Source organism: Pantoea sp. LMR881 (assembly GCF_027157825.1).
Lineage (GTDB): Bacteria > Pseudomonadota > Gammaproteobacteria > Enterobacterales > Enterobacteriaceae > Pantoea > Pantoea haifensis.
The window spans coordinates 3,473,859-3,499,349 of sequence record NZ_JAPVOK010000002.1; the positions used below are offsets into that span (position 1 = coordinate 3,473,859).

19 protein-coding genes and 4 pseudogenes are annotated in these 25,491 nt (G+C 52.2%); 20 read left to right on the forward strand and 3 right to left on the reverse strand.

All coding sequences use genetic code 11. The features are described from left to right. Positions 1 to 19: 19 nt before the first annotated feature. Positions 20 to 1,222 carry an acetate kinase gene (ackA, locus tag O3W44_RS18255; RefSeq protein ID WP_269294159.1) on the reverse strand — a complete coding sequence of 401 codons (1,203 nt, stop codon included), beginning with the start codon at positions 1,220 to 1,222 and terminating at the stop codon, positions 20 to 22. 334 nt (positions 1,223 to 1,556) lie between these two features. On the opposite strand from ackA, the gene yfbV reads away from it, so the two are divergent. The 3 genes from yfbV (at position 1,557) to O3W44_RS18270 (ending at position 3,327) form a co-directional block, all read left to right on the forward strand. Further along, positions 1,557 to 2,009: a terminus macrodomain insulation protein YfbV gene (gene yfbV, locus O3W44_RS18260; protein WP_269294160.1), complete on the forward strand. Its 453-nt coding sequence runs from the start codon at positions 1,557 to 1,559 to the stop codon at positions 2,007 to 2,009. Between the two features lie 150 nt (positions 2,010 to 2,159). Continuing rightward, entirely contained in the window at positions 2,160 to 2,654 is a 495-nt protein-coding gene (locus O3W44_RS18265) for a YfbU family protein (protein WP_269294484.1), read from the forward strand. 13 nt (positions 2,655 to 2,667) lie between these two features. Next, positions 2,668 to 3,327, forward strand: a complete 660-nt coding sequence (locus O3W44_RS18270; protein WP_269294161.1) for a sugar phosphatase — start codon at positions 2,668 to 2,670, stop codon at positions 3,325 to 3,327. 16 nt (positions 3,328 to 3,343) lie between these two features. On the opposite strand, the gene yfbR is transcribed toward O3W44_RS18270, so the two are convergent. Together yfbR and O3W44_RS18280 are read right to left on the reverse strand one after the other, a co-directional pair. After that, the gene (gene yfbR, locus O3W44_RS18275) at positions 3,344 to 3,943 is read right to left on the reverse strand and encodes a 5'-deoxynucleotidase (protein ID WP_269294162.1); all 600 of its coding nucleotides are present in this window, start codon (positions 3,941 to 3,943) and stop codon (positions 3,344 to 3,346) included. Positions 3,944 to 4,012: 69 nt separating this feature from the next. Further along, positions 4,013 to 5,230: a pyridoxal phosphate-dependent aminotransferase gene (locus O3W44_RS18280; RefSeq protein ID WP_269294163.1), complete on the reverse strand. Its 1,218-nt coding sequence runs from the start codon at positions 5,228 to 5,230 to the stop codon at positions 4,013 to 4,015. A 966-nt stretch (positions 5,231 to 6,196) separates the two neighbouring features. Between O3W44_RS18280 and lrhA the strand changes: the two genes are divergently transcribed. From lrhA to O3W44_RS18365, 17 genes and pseudogenes are all read left to right on the forward strand, one after another. Next, positions 6,197 to 7,120: a transcriptional regulator LrhA gene (gene lrhA, locus O3W44_RS18285; protein WP_269294164.1), complete on the forward strand. Its 924-nt coding sequence runs from the start codon at positions 6,197 to 6,199 to the stop codon at positions 7,118 to 7,120. Positions 7,121 to 7,774: 654 nt separating this feature from the next. Beyond that, the gene (locus tag O3W44_RS18290; RefSeq protein WP_269294165.1) at positions 7,775 to 8,212 is read left to right on the forward strand and encodes an NADH-quinone oxidoreductase subunit A; all 438 of its coding nucleotides are present in this window, start codon (positions 7,775 to 7,777) and stop codon (positions 8,210 to 8,212) included. Positions 8,213 to 8,227: 15 nt separating this feature from the next. Further along, on the forward strand, positions 8,228 to 8,905 hold the full coding sequence (locus O3W44_RS18295; protein WP_269294166.1) for a NuoB/complex I 20 kDa subunit family protein: 678 nt from the start codon (positions 8,228 to 8,230) through the stop codon (positions 8,903 to 8,905). Between the two features lie 117 nt (positions 8,906 to 9,022). Then, on the forward strand, positions 9,023 to 10,822 hold the full coding sequence (gene nuoC, locus O3W44_RS18300; RefSeq protein ID WP_269294167.1) for an NADH-quinone oxidoreductase subunit C/D: 1,800 nt from the start codon (positions 9,023 to 9,025) through the stop codon (positions 10,820 to 10,822). A gap of 2 nt (positions 10,823 to 10,824) precedes the next feature. Next, positions 10,825 to 11,340, forward strand: coding sequence for an NADH-quinone oxidoreductase subunit NuoE (nuoE, locus tag O3W44_RS18305; protein ID WP_269294168.1), 516 nt, complete (start codon positions 10,825 to 10,827; stop codon positions 11,338 to 11,340). Then, a pseudogene (gene nuoF, locus O3W44_RS18310) lies at positions 11,337 to 12,684 on the forward strand (NADH-quinone oxidoreductase subunit NuoF). The gene nuoE and the pseudogene nuoF overlap by 4 nt, the downstream one beginning before the upstream one ends. A gap of 109 nt (positions 12,685 to 12,793) precedes the next feature. Next, a pseudogene (gene nuoG / locus O3W44_RS18315) lies at positions 12,794 to 15,515 on the forward strand (NADH-quinone oxidoreductase subunit NuoG). Next, on the forward strand, positions 15,512 to 16,489 hold the full coding sequence (gene nuoH, locus O3W44_RS18320; protein WP_269294169.1) for an NADH-quinone oxidoreductase subunit NuoH: 978 nt from the start codon (positions 15,512 to 15,514) through the stop codon (positions 16,487 to 16,489). The pseudogene nuoG and the gene nuoH overlap by 4 nt, the downstream one beginning before the upstream one ends. An 11-nt stretch (positions 16,490 to 16,500) precedes the next feature. After that, the gene (gene nuoI, locus O3W44_RS18325; protein WP_269294170.1) at positions 16,501 to 17,043 is read left to right on the forward strand and encodes an NADH-quinone oxidoreductase subunit NuoI; all 543 of its coding nucleotides are present in this window, start codon (positions 16,501 to 16,503) and stop codon (positions 17,041 to 17,043) included. Between the two features lie 10 nt (positions 17,044 to 17,053). Beyond that, on the forward strand, positions 17,054 to 17,605 hold the full coding sequence (gene nuoJ, locus O3W44_RS18330; protein ID WP_269294171.1) for an NADH-quinone oxidoreductase subunit J: 552 nt from the start codon (positions 17,054 to 17,056) through the stop codon (positions 17,603 to 17,605). Beyond that, positions 17,602 to 17,904, forward strand: coding sequence for an NADH-quinone oxidoreductase subunit NuoK (nuoK, locus tag O3W44_RS18335; protein ID WP_013509877.1), 303 nt, complete (start codon positions 17,602 to 17,604; stop codon positions 17,902 to 17,904). Before nuoJ ends, nuoK begins: the two co-directional genes overlap by 4 nt. Further along, a pseudogene (gene nuoL, locus O3W44_RS18340) lies at positions 17,901 to 19,735 on the forward strand (NADH-quinone oxidoreductase subunit L). The gene nuoK and the pseudogene nuoL overlap by 4 nt, the downstream one beginning before the upstream one ends. A 209-nt stretch (positions 19,736 to 19,944) precedes the next feature. Further along, positions 19,945 to 21,464 (forward strand): annotated as a pseudogene (nuoM, locus tag O3W44_RS18345) (NADH-quinone oxidoreductase subunit M). Between the two features lie 6 nt (positions 21,465 to 21,470). Then, on the forward strand, positions 21,471 to 22,928 hold the full coding sequence (gene nuoN / locus O3W44_RS18350; RefSeq protein ID WP_269294172.1) for an NADH-quinone oxidoreductase subunit NuoN: 1,458 nt from the start codon (positions 21,471 to 21,473) through the stop codon (positions 22,926 to 22,928). 115 nt (positions 22,929 to 23,043) lie between these two features. Continuing rightward, complete coding sequence (locus O3W44_RS18355) at positions 23,044 to 23,457, forward strand: hypothetical protein (RefSeq protein WP_269294173.1); 414 nt, start codon at positions 23,044 to 23,046, stop codon at positions 23,455 to 23,457. Next, positions 23,388 to 24,386, forward strand: a complete 999-nt coding sequence (locus O3W44_RS18360; RefSeq protein WP_269294174.1) for a hypothetical protein — start codon at positions 23,388 to 23,390, stop codon at positions 24,384 to 24,386. The genes O3W44_RS18355 and O3W44_RS18360 overlap by 70 nt, the downstream gene beginning before the upstream one ends. Then, positions 24,344 to 25,477: an MFS transporter gene (locus O3W44_RS18365; protein ID WP_269294175.1), complete on the forward strand. Its 1,134-nt coding sequence runs from the start codon at positions 24,344 to 24,346 to the stop codon at positions 25,475 to 25,477. Before O3W44_RS18360 ends, O3W44_RS18365 begins: the two co-directional genes overlap by 43 nt. The last annotated feature ends 14 nt before the right edge of the window (positions 25,478 to 25,491 follow it).

The following is a 25,491-nucleotide window of genomic DNA, read 5'->3' on the forward strand; positions in this document are numbered from 1 at the left end:
GAGCTGACGGAGAAAAGAGTTAAGCAGTCAGGCGCGCCGCGTCCTGAGCGATGACCCATTCTTCATTGGTTGGGATTACCAGTGCCGGGCGCGTGCCTTCTTTATTGATGTAGCCAGACTTGCCAAAGCGCGCCGTCAGATTGCGTTCGTGATCCACTTCAAATCCAAGCAGCCCCAGTTTTTTCAGCGCAAGTTCGCGAACCATCGCCGCATTTTCACCGATACCGCCCGTAAAGACCACTGCATCAAGACGGCCTTCCATCAGTGCGGTATAACTGCCGATATATTTCGCCAGGCGGTGACAGAATACATCCATTGCACGTTTAGCGTCTTCTTTGGTGGCATAATTGTCTTCAACATAGCGGCAATCGCTGGTGACTTCAGTCAGGCCCAGCAGTCCCGATTCTTTGGTCAGCAGCTTATTGATAGCATCTACGCTCATTCCAAGCGCATCGTGCAGGAAAAAGACGATTGCCGGATCGATGTCACCGCTTCGCGTGCCCATTACCAGACCTTCCAGCGGCGTTAATCCCATTGAGGTATCCACGCATTCGCCATTGCGAATTGCCGATACTGAGCCTCCGTTACCTAAATGGCAGGTAATGATGTTCAGCTCGCTCAGCGGCTTGTTCAGCATTTTTGCGGCTTCATGGGTGACATAGAAGTGGCTGGTGCCGTGGGCGCCATAGCGACGAACGCCATGTTCTTTGTAAAGCTTGTACGGCAGTGCATAAAGATAGGACTCTTCAGGCATTGTCTGATGGAAAGCCGTGTCGAATACCGCGACATTCTTATCAGACAGATGCGGGAAGTTTTTCATCGCCTCATCAATACCAATCAGGTGCGCTGGATTGTGCAGCGGAGCGAAAGAAGAGGCGTCTTTAATACCCTGGATGACCTCTTCGCTGATAACGACTGATTGAGTGAGTTTTTCACCGCCATGAACGATACGATGGCCGATTGCAGCGATTTGTGCCGAAAGTTCTGGTTTTTGTGCCAGAATGGTTTTAACAATGAAGTTGAGTGCTTCGCTATGTGCGGCACCAGCACCCAAGGCTGCTTCTTGTTTCTGCCCATCAAGTTTCCACTTGATACGCGCTTCAGGAAGGTGGAAACATTCAGCCAGACCAGACAGGAACTCATCGCCATTGGCGGGGTTCAGGATGGCAAACTTAAGGGAAGAACTGCCGCAATTCAGAACCAGTACTAACTTACTCGACATGGAAGTACCTATTTGTTAAGAGTGGCTAAAAAAACGCAATCAGACTATCAGCGTAGCCCATGAAAGCTGGTAGATTAATGATAAACATCATGCGTGCACCAAATTAATGACGCATCGCAAAAATTTCCGGTAATTTTACGCAAAAATTTGAAATCTATTTGTCTAAATATGGCTCGGACATCTTCCCGGAGGTGGTTTCCGCTTCCAAAAGGGTGTTGAAACGGCGTCAGAATAGCTGGAGTCACTTCTAAAGACAAAAAAATTGAAGGATGTCACGTAAAGTTGTGTAGTTATAAATATTTTTTAATGATTGCTGTATTAGTTGAGGTCCGCCATGGCGAATGAATCTGGCAATACCGGCTGGTTCCGTATTTTTCAACGCGGACAGCACTATATGAAAACCTGGCCAAGTGACAAACGCCTGGCACCCATCTTTCCTGAAAACCGGGTATCGACGGTGACCCGGTTCGCTATTCGTTTTATGCCACCGTTAGCGGTGTTCACGCTGACCTGGCAAATCGCGCTGGGTGGACAGCTTGGCCCAGCCGTGGCGACTGCGCTGTTTGCCTGTAGCTTGCCGATGCAGGGGTTGTGGTGGTTAGGAAAGCGTTCCATTACGCCGCTTCCGCCCACCTTATTGCACTGGTTCCATGAAGTGCGCGCAAAACTTGAAGAAGCAGGGCAGGCGATTGCGCCAGTTGAAGGCAAGCCGACTTATCAGTCGCTGGCTGATGTCCTCAAGCGCGCCTTTAAACAGCTGGACCGTACTTTTCTCGATGACCTTTGATCAATTCTCCGGGCTGCGGCAGTAACAATTCGTCAGTAACCTGGGGTTAAATCAAAGAAAAGCGATGCGGACATACCCGCATCGCTCACCCTGTGCAATCATTTCACTATCGTATAAAACTTGAGCGGCCTTGCTGGCCGGGAGTAAATGATGGAAATGACCCATGCACAACGCTTGATTCTGGCCAATCAATATAAAATTATGGCGATGCTTGAGCCCGAAAATGCTGAGCGATTTAGCCGTTATCAAACCATCATCGAACGCGGTTACGGCTTGCAGCTGCGTGAACTGGACAAAGATTTTAGTGAGCTTTCTGAAGCAACCTGTCGCACCGTCATTGACATCATGGAGATGCACCATGCGCTGCATGTCTCCTGGTCGAACCTCAAAGAAAAAGGCCCGCTTGAAGAGCGCCGTTTAGCTTTTCTCGGATTCGATGCGGCAACCGAGGCGCATTATCTTGGCTACGTGCGTTTTATAGTGAATACAGAAGGGCGCTATACCCAGTTTGATTCCGGTAACCATGGTTTCAATGCACAAACACCGATGTGGGAAAAGTATCAACGGATGCTGGCTTTGTGGCAGACTTGCCCGCGTCAATACCATTTAAGCGCGAACGAAATTGCGCAAGTAATTAACGCCTGATAAGGAGTAACGCGTGACGTATAGCGGTTTTCTGTTTGATCTCGATGGCACATTAGTTGATTCGTTACCGGCGGTAGAGCGCGCCTGGAGCAACTGGGGGGCGCGTCATAACATCGCTGCGGATGAAATCCTGAATTTCATTCATGGCAAACAGGCGATTACGTCACTGCGCCATTTTTTGCCTGATGCATCTGAAAAGACCATTCAGGCTGAATTTACCGCGCTGGAAAAGGCAGAAGTGGAAGACACGGATGGCGTGCAGGCGCTGCCGGGCGCGAAAGCGTTACTCTCCACGCTTAATGAATTAAATATTCCCTGGGCGATTGTGACATCCGGCTCGGTGCCTGTTGCGCATGCGCGTCACAAAGCGGCGGGACTGCCGCAGCCGGCGGTGTTTATCACGGCTGAGCAGGTGCGCAATGGCAAGCCGGAACCGGACGCTTATTTACTGGGTGCTGAAAAGCTCGGTTTCGTACCTGCATCGTGTGTCGTGGTGGAAGATGCACCAGCCGGGATCCTTTCTGGATTAAACGCAGGTTGTGCCGTAATTGCTGTAAACGCGCCTGCTGAAACACCACGCATAAGTGACGTGATGTTTCAGCTGCAATCGCTGGAACCCTTAGTGATTACCCGACAGGCGAACGGGCAGTTTACGCTTTGCTTGCAATCGTAATGAAGCGCCGCCGCGCTTACAGCGGCGAGTCTTGCGAGATTTCATCCAGCGACAGGCTGAAGCTGGGAATAAATACCTCAACAAAATAATCCATCTCTGGCGAACGGCGCTGCGCTAAGGTTTTCTCCAGGCGCGCTTTCGCCAGCAAGAATTCGTTGTTACCGGCGGATAGCTCTTCAAGACATTTCACATAAGCACACAGCGCATCAGCCTGTTTCACTACGGCCTGTTCATCTTCACTATGCAGATGCTCATCGATTAGCGGACGATAAACATCCTGAAATTCAGCTGGCAGCATCTCAATCAGCTTTTGCTGGGCAATTTTTTCAATTTTTTTGTACTCATGGGCGATTTGCGCATTGTAATACTTCACCGGCGTGGGTAAATCACCGGTCAGCACTTCGCTGGCATCGTGATACAGCGCCAGCATCGCAATGCGATCGGCATTGAGATTGCCGTTGAATTTTTTGTTTTTAATCACCGCTAATGCGTGTGCCACCATCGCTACCTGCAAGCTATGCTCTGAAACGTTTTCAGTGCGCACGTTGCGCATCAATGGCCAGCGATTGATGAGTTTAAGACGAGAGAGATGGGCGAAAAAATGGCTTTGAGTCATGCGCGTTCCTGTTTGCAGGCAGGGGAGAGACGCGCTCTCCCAAGATACATTCAGTATACGCAAGCGTGATTACTGACGATAGCCTTGCAGGAAGCGGCCAAATTTATTGATCGCCATTTCAAGATCGTCAACGCGCGGTAGCGTAACGATGCGAAGATGATCCGGCCATGGCCAGTTAAAGGCGGTGCCCTGCACTAACAGCACTTTCTCCTGCAACAGGAAATCCAGTACCATTTTTTGATCGTCAAAAATGTTGAATTTTTTGGCGTCGATACGCGGAAACATATACAGCGCGCCCTGTGGCTTAACGCAGGTTACGCCAGGAATATCGTTGATCAGTTCCCAGGCACGCTGGCGTTGCTCATATAACCGCCCGCCAGGCACAATAAACTCACTGATACTTTGATAACCGCCCAACGCCGTTTGTATGGCATGCTGCGCCGGAACGTTGGCACATAAACGCATGGATGCCAGCATCTCCAGGCCTTCGATATAGCCTTTCGCATGTTTCTTTGGACCGTTTAACACCATCCAGCCCTGACGGAATCCAGCCACACGGTAGGTTTTGGACAAGCCGTTGAACGTTACGGTTAACAGGTCGGGTGCCAGCGCCGCGATCGAATGATGTTGAGCATCGTCGTAAAGGATCTTGTCATAGATCTCATCGGCGAAAATAATCAGGTTATGCTGACGCGCAATGTCGACAATATCCAGCAGCAGTTCTTTGCTGTACACCGCACCGGTTGGATTGTTCGGGTTGATGATAACGATACCGCGCGTACGAGGCGTTATTTTGCTACGGATATCATCCAGATCCGGAAACCAGTCTGATGATTCGTCGCACAGGTAATGAACCGCTTTGCCGCTCGATAGCGACACTGCTGCCGTCCATAATGGATAATCTGGCGCAGGAACCAGCATCTCATCGCCGCTATTGAGCAAAGCCTGCATTGCCTGAACAATCAGTTCAGAAACGCCGTTACCAATATAGATATCCTCAACGGTAACGTCTCGCATATCACGCGCCTGATAATGCTGCATGATGGCTTTACGCGCCGAATAGAGTCCTTTGGAGTCACAATAACCTTGCGCGCTGGGCAGATTACGGATGACATCAACAAGAATCTCATCGGGTGCCTCGAAGCCAAAGGGTGCAGGATTGCCAATATTCAGCTTAAGGACTTTATTACCTTCTTCTTCGAGGCGTCGGGCCTCTTTTAGTACCGGACCACGGATGTCATAACAGACATTATCCAGCTTACCGGATTTATCAATTTGAAAAGTCATTGTTACCGCCTTTGTGGGCAGAATCCTTTTACCTGCCGCAGAAATCAAACCTGCACAATGTACTCTCCTGATGCAAACAAAAGAAGGGTGTGCATGCCTTTTGGCGCGTTCAACATTTTTTCCGCAACGCTATGGATAAAAAGTTATCTATATTGTCAATTTCTGGTTAAAGAATCTAAGTATGGCTTTTATTTCGTTATTTATAGCTAGCTGGGCTAAAGTGCCGTGTAAACCCCGTCATCCAATGCGTGAGCGGACAATTATTCACTTTTTTTAGTTTCTAAAATCCGCGTCTGAAATAGGCGCCATGAGAAATAGTTAAACAATATTTTACATATGATTGTTTTATGCTCGCGCGTTGTGAATAGCGATATCAGCAATGCTAATGCACCTGATTCTGATTACTTGTAACAGACAAAAACAGGCCAGAAATTTCGCAAGTACCAGGGCCAGGTTGGGGCACATAAAGAGTATTTCAGGCATATCTTACCGCTTCGCCTACCCATTTTCAAAAACGAGGGGTTTTAAAAGCCATTAACGATGTGGCAGGATGGGCCAGAAAGGGGTTTGAGACAAAATTTACAGCGTTTTTCACAAAATCATTTCCATTTTGAAGTCAAAAATGATTAAGTATAATTTATTATTTGAGGCATTCACTCGCAGTGCATCATGAAAATGCGAAGTCCTTATTTTGTTCCGCAGCCTATTTTTTGCTGGGAATTTAGACAACTACGCAGCTTACTGCCTTTGCGCACCCCGCGCCTTCAGTTCAGAAGTTGTATCTGTCTATGCGACGCTGCTTTACCCTTTTTTGCGGTTTAGCGTTCGTCTACATCTGTTCGACAATTTTTATGGCGGTCTTCACACAGGGCTTCCATTAAGCACCATTACCGCTTATCACCTTGATAAGATGTGTAATAACACCAGGGTAGTAGTTCGTAAAAATCTAATAAGTGAAGAAAAAACATGACTAATGCAAATCGTCCGATACTGAATCTCGACCTCGATCTGCTGAGAACCTTTGTTGCCGTTGCGGATTTAAATACCTTTGCGGCGGCGGCTGCAGCGGTTTGCCGCACGCAGTCAGCAGTAAGCCAGCAGATGCAACGTCTGGAGCAACTGGTAGGTAAAGAGCTGTTTGCCAGACATGGACGTAATAAACTCTTAACCGAACACGGTATCCAGCTGTTAGGTTACGCCAGAAAAATTCTACGCTTCAACGACGAAGCCTGTACCTCGCTGATGTACAGCAATATTCAGGGTGTGCTGACAATTGGCGCATCTGATGACACATCGGACACCATCCTGCCGTTTTTATTAAATCGCGTAACCTCGGTTTATCCAAAACTGGCAATTGATGTTCGGGTAAAACGTAATCCTTTCATGATGGAAATGCTGAACCAGGGTGAGGTAGATTTAGTTGTTACCACATCCAGTCCCGGCAATTTCACCTATCAGGTTCTGCGTACCTCCCCAACACTGTGGTATTGCGCTGCTGATTACATTTTCCAGCGTGGAGAAGCGATTCCTTTGGTTCTGCTTGATGAACCAAGCCCGTACCGCGATATGGCTATCGATCATCTGAACGAAGCAGGCATTCCGTGGCGCATCTCTTATGTGGCTTCGACGCTGGCGGCGGTACGTGCTGCTGTTAAGGCGGGCCTGGGTGTAACAGCCCGACCGGTAGAAATGATGAGTCCTGAACTGCGTGTTATGGGTGCAGCAGAGGGATTACCCGTATTGCCTGATACCCAGTATCTGCTGTGCCGTAATCCTGACAGCGAGAATGAACTGGCACTGGCCATCTTCAATGCCATGCAATCCACTAACGATCCTTACAATCTTAGTGCGAATCCAGACGGTACGTTGCTGCTGGATGATGAAGAATAAACTCACTGCCTGACCGGTTTGAAATTCTTTCTGCAATTGTTAAAAAGCCAATAAACAAGCCTTTTATCTTCTGTTTGAGGTAAAAGGCTTTTTTTTGCATTTAATCTACCGCAAATTTTAACGTTATCCTGCCTTTAATCTCCTTTCTGTAATCATCTGACAAAATTAATTTCACAGCGCCTTGTAGTTGGAATTTTTTTGTCAAAAAATCAGAACCACTGTTTCAAATTTGCGCGCGGATTGTTGAATTTTAGTGCGAAAAGGGCAGAACTGTGTTCTGGATCAAGAAAATACCCCTGATAAGGGGAAGGAAAATTACCTCTTTCCTGTCAAAATATGTTTGTTAAATGCACGATCCATGCATGTAAATACCCGCTACACTAAAATTAACCTTACAGACTGAAGCGATTTAGCTGGCATGGAGGGCATCATATGTTAATAATATGATGCAGGTGTAAAATAATGTTTGGATACTTTTGTCAAAGTTGACAAAGGTTATAGAAAGGAGTAAAAAACCACATAAAATTGCTGTTTATTTGATAATAACAGTAAAGTTTATAAGGTTTTTCATCCTTCCCTTGAATCGATGTGGTGAGTTTGCTGCCAGAACCCGTGCAGGATGCCAGCGCCACTTTTGATGAGTAAGCAAAGAGTATGTCAACAACCACCGAAATCATCGCTCATCATTGGGCATTTATCGTATTTATCGTCATCGCGTTTGGCCTTTGTGCTTTCATGTTGACCGGAGGATGGCTGTTAGGCGGCAGAGCACGCGCCCGTCATAAAGATACGCCGTTCGAATCTGGCATCGAATCCGTAGGTGATACCCATATCCGCCTGTCGGCGAAGTTTTATCTGGTCGCGATGTTCTTTGTGATCTTCGACGTCGAAGCCCTCTTTTTATACGCATGGGCGACCTCAATCCGCGAAAGCGGCTGGGTCGGCTTTGCGGAAGCCGCAATTTTCATTTTGGTGCTCCTGGCGGGCTTGGTCTATCTGGTGCGCATCGGCGCGTTGGATTGGGCTCCTGCACGTCGCCGCATCGTGGTTAAGACCAACACGATCAGTCACACCAATCCTCACAAGCAGTAAAAGAGAGGCAATAAGATGGACTATACGCTCACCCGCATAGACCCGAACGGTGGTGAGAACGACCGTTATCCTCTGCAAAAGCAGGAAATCGTCAGCGATCCGCTGGAGCAGCACGTTCATCGCAGCGTTTATATGGGCAAACTTGAGAATGCCCTGCATGACATGGTGAACTGGGGACGTAAAAACTCCCTCTGGCCGTACAACTTTGGTCTTTCATGCTGTTACGTAGAGATGACGACCTCCTTCACCGCGGTACACGATGTGGCGCGTTTTGGAGCAGAAGTTATGCGTGCGTCACCGCGCCAGGCCGATTTTATGGTTATCGCTGGCACGCCATTTACCAAAATGGCCCCGGTTATTCAGCGTTTGTATGACCAGATGCTGGAGCCAAAGTGGGTCATTTCCATGGGAGCCTGTGCGAATTCCGGCGGCATGTACGATATCTATTCCGTTGTGCAGGGTGTCGATAAATTTCTGCCTGTAGATGTTTATATCCCAGGGTGCCCGCCGCGCCCGGAAGCGTACATGCAGGCCCTGCTGCTGCTGCAGGAATCGATCGGCAAAGAGCGCCGTCCGCTTTCCTGGGTGGTGGGTGATCAAGGCGTTTATCGTGCCAATATGCAGTCAGAGCGCGACAGAAAGCGCGGTGAGCGTATTGCGGTCACTAATCTGCGCACGCCAGACGAAGTTTAAGCAAACCGTACACGGATGGGATAAGGGCCCGCAGCATAACATCACAATTAATGCACGGCCTCCATCCTGACGCCTTCATTTGAGCGCCTGTAAACAGGCCGGAATGGTGAGTAACGTATGACAGATTTGACCACGCAAGATCTCGCTCAGCCAGCATGGCAAACCCGGGATCACCTGGATGATCCGGTGATTGGCGAGCTGCGTAACCGTTTTGGGCCGGATGCCTTTACTCTGCAAGCCACCCGTACCGGCATCCCGGTGGTATGGGTAAAACGCGAGCAGTTACTGGAAATCGTTGAGTTTCTGCGCAAATTACCGAAACCCTACGTCATGCTGTATGACCTGCATGGCATGGATGAGCGTTTACGCACTAACCGCGCAGGTTTACCTGCTGCGGATTTTTCCGTTTTCTACCATCTGCTGTCGATTGAACGAAATCGCGACATCATGCTTAAAGTCGCAGTTTCTGAAAACGACATGCATGTGCCGACCCTCACCAAACTTTTCGCCAATGCTAACTGGTACGAACGCGAAACCTGGGAGATGTTCGGCGTCACGTTTGATGGCCATCCGCATCTGACTCGTATCATGATGCCGCCAACCTGGGAAGGCCACCCGCTGCGTAAAGATTATCCTGCACGCGCCACTGAATTCGATCCATTCACACTGACCAAGCAGAAAGAAGATCTGGAAATGGAAGCCCTGACTTTCAAACCAGAAGACTGGGGCATGAAGCGCGGCACCGCCAGCGAAGACTTCATGTTCCTCAACCTTGGTCCTAACCATCCCTCGGCGCACGGTGCTTTCCGTATCATTCTGCAACTGGATGGCGAAGAGATTGTCGATTGCGTACCCGATATCGGTTATCACCATCGCGGTGCTGAAAAGATGGGCGAGCGTCAGTCCTGGCACAGCTACATTCCTTATACCGACCGCGTCGAGTATCTGGGCGGCTGCGTGAATGAGATGCCTTACGTGCTGGCGGTTGAGAAACTGGCCGGTATCGTGGTGCCAGATCGCGTGAATGTCATTCGCGTCATGCTTTCCGAGCTGTTCCGTATTAACAGTCATCTGCTCTACATCTCCACGTTTATTCAGGACGTGGGTGCCATGACGCCAGTGTTCTTTGCCTTTACCGATCGTCAAAAAATCTATGATGTGGTGGAAGCGATCACTGGTTTCCGTATGCACCCGGCGTGGTTCCGCATCGGAGGTGTTGCGCACGATCTGCCGAAAGGATGGGAACGCCTGCTGCGTGACTTCCTCGACTGGATGCCGAAACGCCTGAAAGAGTACGACAAAGCGGCACTGCGCAACTCCGTATTGATGGGCCGTTCGCAAGGCGTGGCTGCTTATAACATGGAAGAGGCGCTGGCATGGGGAACGACCGGTGCAGGCTTACGTGCTACTGGCGTCGATTTTGACGTGCGTAAATGGCGTCCTTATTCAGGCTATGAAAACTTTGACTTTGAGATTCCGGTTGGCGCCGGTATCAGCGATGCGTACACCCGCGTCCAGTTGAAGATGGAAGAGATGTGGCAATCGCTACGTATTCTGGAGCAGTGCCTGAATAACATGCCAGAAGGTCCGTTCAAGGCGGATCATCCGCTGACAACGCCGCCGCCAAAAGAGCGCACCTTGCAGCACATCGAAACCCTGATCACTCACTTCCTGCAGGTTTCCTGGGGCCCGGTTATGCCGGCTAACGAATCCTTCCAGATGATCGAGGCGACCAAAGGAATCAACAGTTACTACCTGACCAGCGATGGCAGCACTATGAGCTACCGCACCCGCGTGCGTACGCCAAGCTTCCCGCACCTGCAGCAGATCCCTTCAGTGATCCGTGGCAGCCTGGTATCCGATCTGATCGTGTACCTCGGTAGTATCGATTTTGTTATGTCAGACGTGGACCGCTAATTATGCACGATCAATACATTGCCGTTAAAACGATCGACCCAAACGAGGTCTTCGTGCTGAGCGAGGAAGAGCATCACGCCATTGAGCACGAAAAACACCATTACGAAGATGCGCGCGCAGCGTCGATTGAGGCGCTGAAGATCGTGCAGAAGCAGCGCGGATGGGTGCCAGATGGCGCCATTCACGCCATTGCTAACGTATTAGGTATTCCCGCCAGTGACGTCGAAGGGGTAGCGACATTTTATAGTCAGATTTTCCGCCAACCGGTGGGTCGCCATGTAATTCGCTATTGCGACAGCGTGGTATGCCATATTACCGGTTATCAGGGTATTCAGGCTGCGCTGGAGCAAAACCTCAATATCAAGCCGGGTCAGACCACCACCGATGGGCGCTTCACGCTGCTGCCAACCTGCTGCCTCGGCAACTGCGATAAAGGACCAACCATGATGGTGGATGAAGATACGCACGTTCATCTGACGCCAGAATCCATCGCCACGTTACTGGAGCAGTATCAATGACCATCAAACAGATCATTCGTACTGCGGAAACCCATCCACTGACCTGGCGTATGCGTGATGACCAGCAGCCGGTCTGGATGGATGAATATCGCAGCAAAAACGGCTACGGCGGCGCGGAAAAAGCACTCAACGGCATGGCACCGGATGAGATTGTTGCGCTGGTTAAAGATTCGGGTCTGAAAGGACGCGGCGGTGCGGGCTTCTCCACCGGCCTGAAGTGGAGTCTGATGCCAAAAGACGAATCCATGAATATCCGTTACCTGCTGTGTAACGCTGATGAAATGGAGCCAGGCACCTATAAAGATCGCCTGTTGATGGAACAGATGCCACACCAGCTGGTTGAAGGCATGCTGATCAGCGCCTTCGCGCTTAAAGCTTATCGTGGTTACATCTTCCTGCGCGGTGAATATATTGAAGCGGCGGTGAATCTGCGTCGCGCTATCGCTGAGGCGACTGGAAGCGGGTTACCTCGGCAAAAACATTCTGGGCACCGGCTTCGATTTTGAGCTGATTGTGCACACGGGTGCGGGACGTTACATCTGCGGTGAAGAAACGGCGCTGATCAACTCGCTGGAAGGGCGTCGTGCGAATCCACGCTCTAAACCGCCTTTTCCGGCGAGTGCGGGTGCCTGGGGTAAACCCACCTGCGTTAACAACGTTGAAACCTTGTCGAACGTGCCCGCCATCCTCGCTAACGGCGTGGAGTGGTACAAAGGGCTGTCAAAAAGCGATGACACCGGCACCAAAATGATGGGCTTTTCCGGCCGCGTGAAAAATCCAGGCGTATGGGAACTGCCTTTTGGCATCACTGCTCGTGAAATTCTGGAAGATTACGCTGGCGGGATGCGCGATGGCTTGCGATTTAAAGCCTGGCAGCCGGGCGGGGCAGGAACTGACTTCCTGACCGATGAGCATCTCGATCTGCCGATGGAGTTCGCCAGCATCGGTAAAGCGGGTAGCCGTTTAGGAACGGCACTGGCTATGGCTGTTGATCATGAAATCAACATGGTGTCGCTGGTGCGCAATCTTGAAGAGTTCTTTGCGCGTGAATCTTGTGGCTGGTGTACGCCCTGCCGTGATGGTTTGCCGTGGAGCGTGAAAATCCTCCGTGCGCTGGAACAAAAGCAAGGCCAGCCGGGTGATATCGAAACCTTACAGCAGCTTTGCCGCCAGCTCGGTCCAGGTAAAACGTTCTGCGCACATGCGCCGGGTGCCGTTGAGCCGCTACAAAGCGCGATTAAATATTTCCGTGAAGAGTTTGAAGCCGGCATCGCGCCGCAGGTGTTTGGCAATACCCGATCGATTGGTGGTATTCAGCCAAACCTGCTGAAAGCGCGCTGGTAAATCACCGCAGCACACGGAACCTGGCCTTGCGCCGCTGTCCCTGATGCAGTCAGGGGCAAGAATATGATTAACGCTCGTTGTTAACGAGCCTTACGGAAGCATGTTCACTATGGCTACAATCCATGTAGACGGTAAAGAGTATGATGTGAACGGAGCGGACAACCTGCTACAGGCGTGTCTTTCTCTGGGCCTTGATATTCCTTATTTTTGCTGGCATCCGGCGCTGGGAAGCGTGGGTGCCTGCCGCCAGTGCGCGGTGAAGCAATTCCAGAATGCCGAAGATACCCGTGGCCGTCTCGTCATGTCCTGCATGACGCCGGCGTCTGATGGCACTTTCATCTCTATTGATGATGGCGAAGCAAAAGAGTTTCGTGAGAGCGTGGTTGAATGGTTAATGACCAACCATCCACACGACTGTCCGGTTTGTGAAGAGGGCGGTAACTGTCACCTTCAGGATATGACCGTCATGACCGGTCATAGCTTCCGCCGCTATCGCTTTACGAAACGTACCCACCGTAATCAGGATCTCGGCCCGTTCGTTTCACATGAGATGAACCGCTGTATCGCCTGTTATCGCTGCGTGCGCTATTACAAAGATTATGCTGACGGTAAAGACCTCGGCGTCTACGGCGCCCATGACAACGTCTACTTTGGTCGTCCCGAAGATGGCACGCTGGAAAGTGAATTTTCTGGCAATCTGGTAGAAATTTGCCCGACCGGCGTATTTACCGATAAAACCCACTCCGAACGCTATAACCGTAAGTGGGATATGCAGTTCGCCCCGAGTATCTGCCAGCAGTGCAGCGTCGGCTGTAATACCAGCCCAGGTGAACGCTATGGTGAACTGCGTCGTATCGAAAACCGCTACAACGGCACCATAAACCACTACTTCCTGTGTGACCGTGGTCGTTTCGGCTATGGCTACGTCAACCGTAAAGATCGCCCGCGCCATCCTGCGCTGCTGCGTGGCAATGACTGGGTGCATCTCAACGCTGAACAGGCGGTCAACGCTGGTGCCGACGTGCTGCGTCAGGCAAAAAAAGTGGTCGGTATTGGCTCGCCTCGCGCCAGCATCGAAAGTAATTTCGCGCTGCGTGAGCTTGTGGGTGCAGAGAATTTCTCGACCGGCATGCCAGCAGGTGAGCAGGCGCGGCTTGAGCTGATGCTTAACATTTTACGCGAAGGAGGCGTTTATACGCCGTCACTGCGTGAAATGGAAAGCTATGATGCGGTACTGGTGCTGGGTGAAGATTTAACCCAGGTGGGTGCACGTGTGGCACTCTCTGTTCGTCAGGCCGTGAAGGGCAAAGCGCGTGAAATGGCCGCCGCTCAGAAAGTGGCTGACTGGCAAATTGCCGCCATCCTCAATATTGGTCAGCATGCCAAACATCCACTGTTTGTAACTAACGTTGATGAAACCCGCCTGGATGATATTGCCGCGTGGAGTTACCGTGCGCCGGTAGAAGATCAGGCGCGTCTGGGCTTCGCTATCGCCAGTGCGCTGGATGAAACGGCACCGGTCGTTAACGATTTTGACAGCAGCCTGAAAGGTAAGCTGGATGTTATCGTGCAGGCGTTAGCCGGTGCGAAAAAACCGCTGATCATTTCCGGTACGCACTCTGGCAGCACCGCCATGATCGAAGCGGCAGCCAACGTGGCGAAAGCGTTAAAAGCACGGGGTTCAGACGTCGGTATCACTCTGTTAGCGGGCCATGCGAATAGCATGGGGCTGGGCTTAATGGGGGTAACACGCTGGATGCTGCGCTGGAGCAGCTGCGCAACGGCGAAGCCGATACTGTGGTAGTGCTGGAAAATGATCTCTATCGCCATGCACCAAAAGCACTGGTGGATAAGGCATTAGCCAACGCTAATAACATTATTGTGGTCGATCATCAACGTACCGCTACGCTGGAAAAAGCGGGGTTAGTCTTCTCCACCGCCAGCTTCGCGGAGAGTGACGGTACGTCTATCAACCACGAAGGCCGTGCGCAACGCTTCTTCCAGGTTTACGATCCGGCTTACTACGATAACAGCATTGTGATGCTGGAAAGCTGGCGCTGGCTGCATTCACTGCACAGTACGCTGCAGAGCCGCCACGTTGACTGGACGCAGCTGGACCATGTGATCGATGCCGTGGTGACCACGCTGCCACAGCTGAAAGGCATTAAAGATGCCGCACCGGATGCCAGCTTCCGCATTCGTGGACAAAAGCTGTCGCGCTCACCTCATCGCAGCAGCGGACGTACTGCCGCGCGCGCTAACATCAGCGTGCACGAACCACGTCAGCCGCAGGATAAAGACTCAATGTTTGCCTTCTCAATGGAAGGTAACAACCAGCCGGGCGCGCCGCGTTCGCAAATTCCTTTGCCTGGGCACCGGGCTGGAACTCACCGCAGGCCTGGAATAAATTCCAGGACGAAGTGGGCGGTAAATTACGTAATGGCGATCCAGGTGTGCGTCTGTTTGAGGTCAGCGAAACGCAACTGCCGTGGTTCAGCAATGTGCCTTCTTCATTTGTCAGCGGCGATAACTGGCGCGTTGCACCTTACTATCAGCTGTTTGGCAGTGAAGAGATGTCGCAGCGTTCAGCAACCTTCCAGAAGCGCATGGCGCAGCCGATGTTAGTTATCAATCCTGATGATGCCGCTAAATTGGGTGTCAATAACGGTGCGTCAGTCGAGTTAATCTGTGCCGGTGAAACGCTGCGCCTGCCTGTGCGTTTCTCATCTGCGTTGCAGGCGGGGCAGGTCGGTCTGCCGCTGGGAATGCCGGGCGTACCGCCATTCCTGGCAAACGGCAACATTGAAAAACTGCAGGAGGCGGCGCAATGAGCTGGTTAACACCGGATGTTATCGACATTTTGCTGGCTATCGTTAAAGCCATCGTCATTCTGCTGGTGGTGGTGGCCTGCGGCGCGTTCATGAGTTTTGCCGAGCGTCGTCTGCTCGGCCTGTTCCAGAATCGCTACGGGCCTAACCGCGTGGGTTGGGGCGGCTCGCTGCAACTGGTGGCAGACATGATCAAAATGTTTTTTAAAGAGGACTGGGTTCCGCCGTTCACCGATCGCTTCATCTTTACCCTCGCGCCAGTTATTGCCTTCGTTTCTCTGCTACTGGCGTTTGCGATTGTGCCGGTTTCGCCGACCTGGATCGTGACTGACCTGAACATCGGTTTGCTGTTCTTCCTGATGATGGCCGGGCTTGCTGTTTATGCAGTGCTGTTTGCGGGCTGGTCGAGTAATAACAAATACTCGCTGCTGGGTGCAATGCGTGCTTCTGCACAGACCCTGAGCTACGAAGTGTTTCTTGGCCTGTCGCTGATGGGTGTTGTGGCGCAGGCGGGTTCATTCAATATGAATGACATCGTGAATAGCCAGGCTCATCTCTGGAATATTATCCCGCAGTTCTTCGGCTTTTTGACCTTCTGTATTGCTGGCGTAGCGGTGTGTCACCGCCATCCGTTTGACCAGCCGGAAGCCGAGCAGGAACTGGCCGATGGTTATCACATCGAATATGCCGGTATGAAATTTGGTCTGTTCTTTGTGGGCGAATATGTGGCGATTACCACCGTATCCGCGCTGATCGTGACGCTGTTCTTTGGTGGCTGGCATGGGCCGTTCCTGCCGCCGTTCATCTGGTTCGCTATCAAAACAGCGTTCTTCATGATGATGTTCATCCTGATTCGTGCTGCGCTTCCGCGTCCACGCTATGACCAGGTGCTGTCGTTCGGCTGGAAAGTGTGTCTGCCGTTGACGCTGTTGAACCTGCTGGCGACCGCCGCAGTGATTCTCTACACAGCGCAGTAAGGGGTTAACAAATGACGTTAAAAGAGATTGTCGTTGGCTTCGGCACGACAGTGCGCAGTATTTTCATGATAGGTATGCACGCTTTCGCTAAACGCGAAACGCAAATGTATCCCGAAGAGCCGGTTTACCTGCCACCACGCTATCGCGGTCGCATCGTGTTAACGCGCGATCCTGACGGTGAAGAGCGTTGCGTTGCCTGTAACCTGTGTGCAGTTGCTTGTCCCGTAGGCTGCATTTCGCTGCAAAAAGCGGAAACAAAAGATGGTCGCTGGTATCCGGAATTTTTCCGTATCAACTTCTCACGCTGCATCTTCTGCGGTCTGTGTGAAGAAGCCTGCCCAACCACTGCGATTCAGCTCACGCCAGACTTCGAACTCGGCGAGTTTAAACGTCAGGATTTGGTGTATGAGAAAGGCGATCTGCTGATCTCGGGCCCAGGTAAATATCCGGAATACAACTTCTACCGCATGGCGGGTATGGCGATTGACGGCAAAGATAAAGGTGAAGCGGAAAACGAAGCTAAACCTGTCGACGTTAAAGGCTTATTACCTTAAGGAGCAAGGCATGGAATTTGCGTTTTATCTTTGCGGACTGGTGGCGGTGCTAACGACATTGCGCGTTATCACCCACACTAATCCGGTACATGCGTTGCTGTACCTGATCGTTTCGCTGTTGTCGATTGCCGGTGTGTTCTTTTCGCTGGGCGCCTACTTTGCTGGTGCGCTGGAAATCATTGTCTACGCGGGCGCCATCATGGTGCTGTTTGTGTTTGTGGTGATGATGCTGAACCTCGGCAAAACCACTGAAAAACAGGAGCGTGAATGGCTGAAGCCTTCGCTGTGGATTGGGCCAGGCATCGTGTCACTGCTGCTTTTAGTGGTAATGATCTACGCTATCCTGACTGCAAACGATCAGGGCATTGACGGCAAAATCATTGATGCTAAAGCGGTGGGTATTAGTCTGTTTGGCCCCTATGTTCTGGCGGTTGAGCTGGCTTCAATGCTGCTGCTGGCGGGCCTGGTGGTGGCGTTCCATATCGGGCGCGAAGAGCGTCCGGGCGAAGTGCTGAGCAACCGCTCGGTTGACGCCCAGCAAGTGAATAAGGAGCAGGCATGATCCCTTTACAACATGGATTGATTCTTGCCGCCGTGCTGTTTGTCCTTGGACTGACATCACTGGTGCTGCGTCGTAATTTGTTATTCATGCTGATCGGTCTCGAAATCATGATCAACGCTGCGGCACTGGCGTTAGTGGTGGCGGGCAGCTACTGGGGACAAGCCGACGGACAGGTGATGTATATCCTGGCTATCAGCCTGGCCGCAGCAGAAGCGAGTATTGGTCTGGCGCTGCTGCTCCAGCTTTATCGTCGTCGTCAGACGTTGAACATTGATACTGTGAGCGAGATGCGCGGATGAATCTTCTCTATTTAACGGTACTGTTTCCGCTAATTGGCTTTTTGCTGTTAGCGTTTTCTCGCGGCCGCTGGTCAGAGAACCTGTCGGCAACGGTTGGCATGGGTTCGGTTGGCCTTGCGGCACTGGTTACGGTCTATGCCGGATTTGACTTTTTTGCGCATGGTCAACAGGTCTTCACGCAGGCGCTCTGGACCTGGATGCAGGTCGGTAACTTCGACATTAAAGTGAATCTGACGCTGGATGGCTTGTCACTGACCATGCTGTCAGTGGTCACGGGAGTCGGCTTCTTTATCCACATGTTCGCAAGCTGGTATATGCGTGGTGAGGAGGGCTATTCGCGCTTCTTTGCTTATACCAACCTGTTTATTGCGAGCATGGTAATTCTGGTGCTGGCCGATAACCTGATGCTGATGTATCTCGGCTGGGAAGGGGTGGGGCTATGCTCTTACCTGCTGATCGGCTTCTACTACAGCAATCCGGATAACGGTAAAGCGGCAATGAAGGCGTTCATCATTACCCGTGTCGGCGATGTGTTTCTCGCCTTTGCTCTGTTCATTCTCTACAACGAACTGGGCACGCTGAACTTCCGCGAAATGATGGAACTGGCTCCGGCGCACTTTGCAGCTGATAATCATATGCTGCAATGGGCCACGCTGATGCTGTTAGGTGGCGCGGTAGGTAAATCGGCGCAGCTGCCATTACAGACGTGGTTAGCCGATGCGATGGCGGGTCCAACCCCGGTTTCGGCGCTGATTCATGCCGCAACCATGGTGACCGCAGGCGTTTACCTGATTGCACGTAGCCACGGCCTGTTCCTGCTGACGCCAGATGTGCTGCATCTGGTTGGCATTGTGGGTGCTATCACGCTGGTGCTGGCGGGTTTTGCTGCGCTGGTGCAAACCGATATCAAACGCGTGCTTGCCTACTCCACCATGAGTCAGATTGGCTATATGTTCCTGGCATTAGGCGTGCAGGCGTGGGATGCCGCTATTTTCCATTTAATGACGCATGCTTTCTTTAAAGCGTTACTGTTCCTCTCTTCAGGCTCTGTCATTCTGGCCTGTCACCATGAGCAGAACATCTTCAGGATGGGCGGGCTGCGTAAAAGCATTCCGCTGGTGTATACCTGTTTCCTGGTGGGGGCGCTGCGCTGGCAGCATTGCCGCTGATTACGGCAGGCTTCTACAGTAAAGACGAAATCCTGTTTGGTGCTTTAGCCAACGGCCATATTAATCTGATGGTTGCAGGTTTGGTCGGTGCGTTCCTGACCTCGATTTATACCTTCCGCATGATTTTTATTGTGTTTCACGGCGAAGAGAAAATTCATGCGCATGCCGGTAAGGGTATTACTCATCATCTGCCACTGATTGTGCTGCTGGTGCTGTCGACCTTCGTGGGTGCCTTGATTACGCCTCCGCTGGCGGGTGTACTGCCTGCCGGTGAGTTTGGTGAAGGCGGAAAAGTCGCACTGGAAATCACCTCTGGCGTTGTGGCGATTGTCGGCATTCTGATTGCTGCCGCGCTGTGGCTGGGCGATCGTCAGAGAGTAACCCGCGTGGCCAACAGCGCACCGGGCCGCTTCTTTGGCACCTGGTGGTTTGCAGCCTGGGGCTTCGACTGGCTTTACGACAAGGTATTCGTCAAACCGTATCTGGGCATTGCGTGGCTGCTGCAGCGCGATCCGCTTAATGCGTTGATGAATCTGCCTGCACTGATTTCCCGCATCGCCAACAAAGGGTTGGTCGTGAGTGAAAACGGTTATCTGCGCTGGTATGTCGCGTCGATGAGCGTCGGTGCCGTAGTCGTCCTGGCGCTGATGCTGGTGATTTAAAGATTGATGAGCAGGGTAGGTTTAAAGCCTACCCATTAAGAATGACAAAATTAGCTGATGTCAGGGCGTTATCGCTGTAGCCAGATTTGTCACTGTCAGCGCACAACAACCGGAGCGTACTGAAATACGTGAGGATTGCGTGCACGGGCAGAGACGAAAATGGCCAGTAAGCTAGCCCGAACAAAAGCAAAAAAAAGGGATAATACGCCGTGCTACTACCTTGGCTAATCATCATACCCTTCGTCGGTGGCTTGCTCTGCTGGCTTACTGAGCGCCTTGGCGCGAAGATGCCACGCTGGATCGCCCTGATCACTATGGGGCTGACGTTGGCACTTTCGCTGCAACTCTGGTTGCAGGGGGGTATTCACTGACGCAGGCAGCGGGCATTCCGCAGTGGCAATCTGATTTCTCCGTACCCTGGATACCGCGTTTTGGTATCAGCTTTCATTTAGCACTGGATGGCTTGTCATTACTGATGGTGGTACTGACCGGTTTGCTGGGCTTAATGGCGGTGCTCTGTTCCTGGAATGAGATCAACAAATATCAGGGATTCTTTCATCTTAACCTGATGTGGATTCTGGGCGGCGTGATCGGTGTGTTCCTTGCCATCGACATGTTCCTGTTCTTCTTCTTCTGGGAAATGATGCTGGTGCCGATGTACTTCCTCATCGCACTTTGGGGTCATAAGGCATCAGACGGTAAAACCCGTATTACCGCAGCGACCAAGTTCTTCATCTATACCCAGTCGTCAGGTCTGGTGATGTTGATTGCCATTCTGGGTCTGGTATTTGTGCACTACAACGCGACGGGCGTCTGGACATTTAACTATGAACAGCTGCTGAACACCCCAATGTCACGCACCGTTGAGTATGTGCTGATGCTGGGCTTCTTCATCGCTTTTGCTGTAAAAATGCCGGTAGTGCCATTGCATGGCTGGCTGCCGGATGCGCACAGCCAGGCCCCGACGGCCGGTTCAGTGGATCTCGCCGGGATTCTGTTGAAAACCGCAGCCTATGGTTTACTGCGCTTTAGCCTGCCGCTGTTTCCGAATGCCTCGGCAGAGTTTGCACCTGTCGCAATGTGGCTCGGTGTCATCGGTATCTTCTACGGTGCCTGGATGGCATTTTCACAGACTGATATCAAACGCCTGATTGCCTACACCTCGATTTCGCACATGGGCTTTGTGTTGATTGCTATTTATACCGGCAACCAGCTGGCGTTCCAGGGCGCAGTTGTCCAGATGATTGCGCACGGCCTGTCTGCTGCGGCACTGTTCATCCTGTGCGGTCAGCTGTATGAGCGTCTGCATACCCGTGATATGCGTCAAATGGGCGGATTGTGGTCACGCATCAAATGGATCCCGGGGCTGTCACTGTTTTTCGCCGTCGCTAACCTGGGGATGCCGGGCACCGGCAACTTTGCTGGTGAGTTCATGATCCTGACTGGTAGCTTCCAGGTCGTACCGGTGATTATTGTTATTGGTACGTTCGGTCTGGTGTTTGCCTCGGTTTACTCGTTGATCATGATGCAGCGCGCCTATTACGGCGAAGCAAAGTCAAAAGAGCCGCTGGCGGGAATGTCGCCGCGAGAGTTTCTGACCATTATGGTGTTGGTGGTTCTGCTGGTGCTGTTGGGGATTTATCCGCAGCCGATTCTGGACACCTCACACGCTGCGATGAGCAATATTCAGCAGTGGTTTACCGCTTCAATTTCAACTACAAGGCCGTAATTCGCCATGACAATAACTCCTCAACAATTGATCGCGTTGCTGCCGCTGTTGATCGTCGGATTGACGGTGGTGGTTGTGATGCTGTCCATTGCCTGGCGACGCAACCATTTCGTTAACGCCACGCTGACGGTGATTGGCCTCAACCTCGCGCTTTTCTCGCTCTACTTTGTCGGGCAGGTGGGTGCAATGGACGTCACGCCACTGATGCGCGTAGACGGTTATTCCATGTTTTACACCGCACTGGTCATGCTGGCGAGCCTCGCGACCTGTACGTTTGCCTATCCGTGGCTGGTCGGGTTTCCGGACAACAAGGATGAGTTCTATCTGCTGGTGCTGATTGCGGCGCTGGGCGGTGTGGTACTGGCGAGCGCCAATCATCTGGCTTCACTGTTTATCGGTATTGAACTGCTGTCGCTGCCACTGTTTGGCATGATTGGCTATGCGTTCCGCCAAAAGCGTTCACTGGAAGCGGCACTGAAATATACCATTCTGTCGGCGGCGGCCTCTTCGTTCCTGCTGTTCGGTATTGCTTTGGTCTATGCCGATTCAGGCAGCCTGAGCTTCGTTGAACTGGGCAGAAGCCTGACTGACAGTATGATTCAGGAACCGCTGCTGCTGGTGGGGCTGGGCATGTTGATTATCGGCCTTGGCTTTAAACTGTCGCTGGTGCCGTTTCATCTCTGGACGCCAGACGTTTATCAGGGTGCGCCTGCGCCAGTATCGACCTTCCTGGCTACAGCGAGCAAAATCGCCATTTTCGGCGTGATTATGCGTCTGTTTATGTACGCGCCAGTGACTGACAGCGAAGCCGTTCGCACCGTGCTGGCTCTTATCGCCTTTGTTTCGATTCTGTTCGGTAACCTGATGGCAATCTCCCAGAGTAACATCAAGCGTCTGTTGGGTTACTCCTCCATTGCCCACCTCGGTTATCTGCTGGTGGCGTTGATTGCCGTGAAATCGCATCAGCTGTCGCTGGAAACCGCTGGCGTCTATCTGGCCGGTTATCTGTTCAGCAGCCTGGGCGCGTTTGGTGTGGTGAGCCTGATGTCCAGCCCGTACCGGGGCCCCGATGCTGATTCACTCTACTCTTACCGTGGTTTGTTCTGGCATCGCCCAATCCTCTCTGCGGTCATGACGGTGATGATGCTGTCGCTGGCGGGTATCCCCATGACGCTGGGCTTTATCGGTAAATTCTACGTCATCGCCTCCGGTGTGAGTGCCAGCCTGTGGTGGCTGACCGGCGCGGTTGTAGCGGGCAGTGCAATTGGCCTCTATTACTATCTGCGCGTTACCGTGAGTCTTTATCTCAGCCCACCAGAACTGCATACGCGTGATACGCCCGGAAACTGGGCATTCACCGCCGGTGGTGTCGTGGTACTGATCTCCGCGATTCTGGTACTGTTACTGGGTGTCTATCCGCAACCGCTGATTAACCTGGTGCAGTTGGCCCAGCCGCTGATGTAAACGTGAAGATGTGACGAAATCAGGCCTCCGGGCCTGATTTTTTTGCCTGCTGTCTGACAATCGCGCCGGATATTGCTAATTTTTAATCAGTGTCGATTTCGCCCGGCGAGGTCCTGTGATCAAGTTGATCTTTCTGTTAACCGGCGCACAGGTGCTGCGTAAACGTTGGTATTGGCTTGCCTTTTTCGGCGTGGCGTTACTGATTCTGGCACTGTCGATACTTTACGACATCAGCAGTGATGGTCTGTTATCGGTGCCGCTGGATACCCTTGCTACGTTTTTCGTTATTGAAGGCATCGTCCAGATGGTGCTGGCGTTGACGAAAGAGATGCTCATTGACTGGCTAACCATGCTGAAAGGCGTGGGCTTTCTTTTGTCGCCTTCCTCATCTTTGATATTCCTGAAGATAACAACGATGTCTCAGCCCTGTTGTTCGGTATCGCTTTTTTCCTCGACGGTATGTTTCGCATCGCGGCCGCGCTGGTTTTACGGGGCGTACGCTGGCGTAAACATTGCTTCACTGGCGTAGTGGAATTGCTGCTGAGCGTTTTGATTATCAGCGACTGGCCATTTCATCATCACATCACCGTACCGCTCTGCTTTGCCTTATTGCTGTTGAGCATTGCCATCAATTTACTGCTGATGGCGCGTCAGGCACATCTGTTAACCGATGACAGTTCGGTTACCGTGCTGCCGCTGTTTCAGGCCGCGGGATTACGCCGCTGGCACAGTAGCCGCTATGTGCATCCGCCGTTTCCCGATCAACCACCTTCGCAACCCTTAACGGTCTATGTCTGGACGCCTGTCGGGTCGAGCGTAGTACGTGAACGTTATCGTCTTATCGATCGTTATATTGCGGCAGTGGATCACAATGGGGTGATTTCCACTGGCCATGCGGCGATGGGCGCGGAGGATATCTATATCAGCCACTATCCGCGCGATGAAATCGATCGCGACAGCGGTAACTTTCGCGCGGTGTTACGCGCCGGGGAACACAACGATGTCGCTGGCCGCTTTCTTCCCTCGCTGGCAGCTGAAATCGCCTCATGGTGTCGGCCGGATAAGCAGGTTATTTTTCCTCACTATAACCAGGCTGCATTGCGCCATTACTGGTTACGCTACAGTGCGAATACCACTTATAACCTCACAGCACGTAACTGCTCTTCAACGGTGATCCAGGCGCTGGATGTGGCCATTGAGGGCATACTGGCTAAACAGCCTTATGCCGGCATTCGCCTGCTAAGCGATCCCAACTTTTGGTTACTGGGTGTGGTACGTGGTCGGGCAGAGGAGATGACCTGGACGCCCGGCCTGGCGCTGGATTATGTACGCTTGCTGAAGCGGGTGATTGAACCGCACCCGAGCCAGCTCTGGCCGGTTCGACTGTGGCAGGGGTTACGCTTACGGTATGCGCTGTGGCAGCAGAAAAGGGCGCCATCGCGCAGCGTGGTCAAATGACGCGCAACAGCAGTGTGGTTTTGCTGGCTGTTACGATTTTTGGTCTGACATACGGGCTGAGTGCACCGCTTATCGCGCTTCGTCTCTCAGCAGCAGGCTACAGTGAAGCACTGATTGGCATCAACGCAGCGATGCATGCTGTGGGCGTATTGCTGATAGCGCCGTGGCTTCCGGCACTTTGTCGCCGCTTTACGCCCGCCAGGCTTCTGATGGGATCATTGATCAGCGTCGCTGGGCTGTTGGCGCTTTTTCCCCTGTTGCCGTCAGGAAGCAGCTTTGCCCTGCGCCTGCTGTTGGGCATGGCTACCGAAGTGATACTGGTCGTCACTGAAACCTGGCTGAATCAGCAAAGCGTTGAGCGCAATCGTGCCCGGATGCTGGCAACCTATACCGCGATGCTGTCAGCTGGGTTTGCGCTGGGACCGTTTATCTTAACGCTGCAGGGCAGTGGCGGCAGTGCCTTTATCACGGCGGCGCTGTTAGCGGTTGTTGCTGCGGGGACAATGCTTACCGCTCGTGGTTTGCGCCTTAACAGCGAAATCCGCACGCCGCGTAAGTTATCGCGCTGGCTGAAGCTGTTACCGCTGGCGCTGGCTGCCACCTTACTCAATGCTGCCCTGGAAGCGGCGGGCATGAACCTGCTGGCTATTTACGCCATGAATCTGGGCTGGCCTGAAGCGCAGGCCACCTCGCTAATCACTATTTTGATGGTGGGTGCCATTGTATTGCAGTTACCGATTGGCTGGTTAGCCGATCGACTGGATCGGCAAGGGCTTATTGTCTGGTTGGCTGCGTTATCCACGCTGGGCGCGCTGATGTGGCCGCTGGCGCTGCATTCGCTCTGGCTGGCACGGTTTTTACTGTTCTGCTGGGGCGGAGTCTTTGTCGGCATCTATACAGTGATCATTACTCTAATCGGACAACGTTTTCAGGGCGCTGAGCTGGCGGGTGCCTATGCTGCGCTCTCCGTCGCCTGGGGATCGGTGCGCTCATTGGCCCGGCGCTTGGCGGCGCAGCGATGTCACTTACTCTGCACGGCTTGCCCTGGATGGCTGCCATCCTGTGCGCCTTTTTCACCGGTTTTGCCTTAACGCAGCGGCGACGT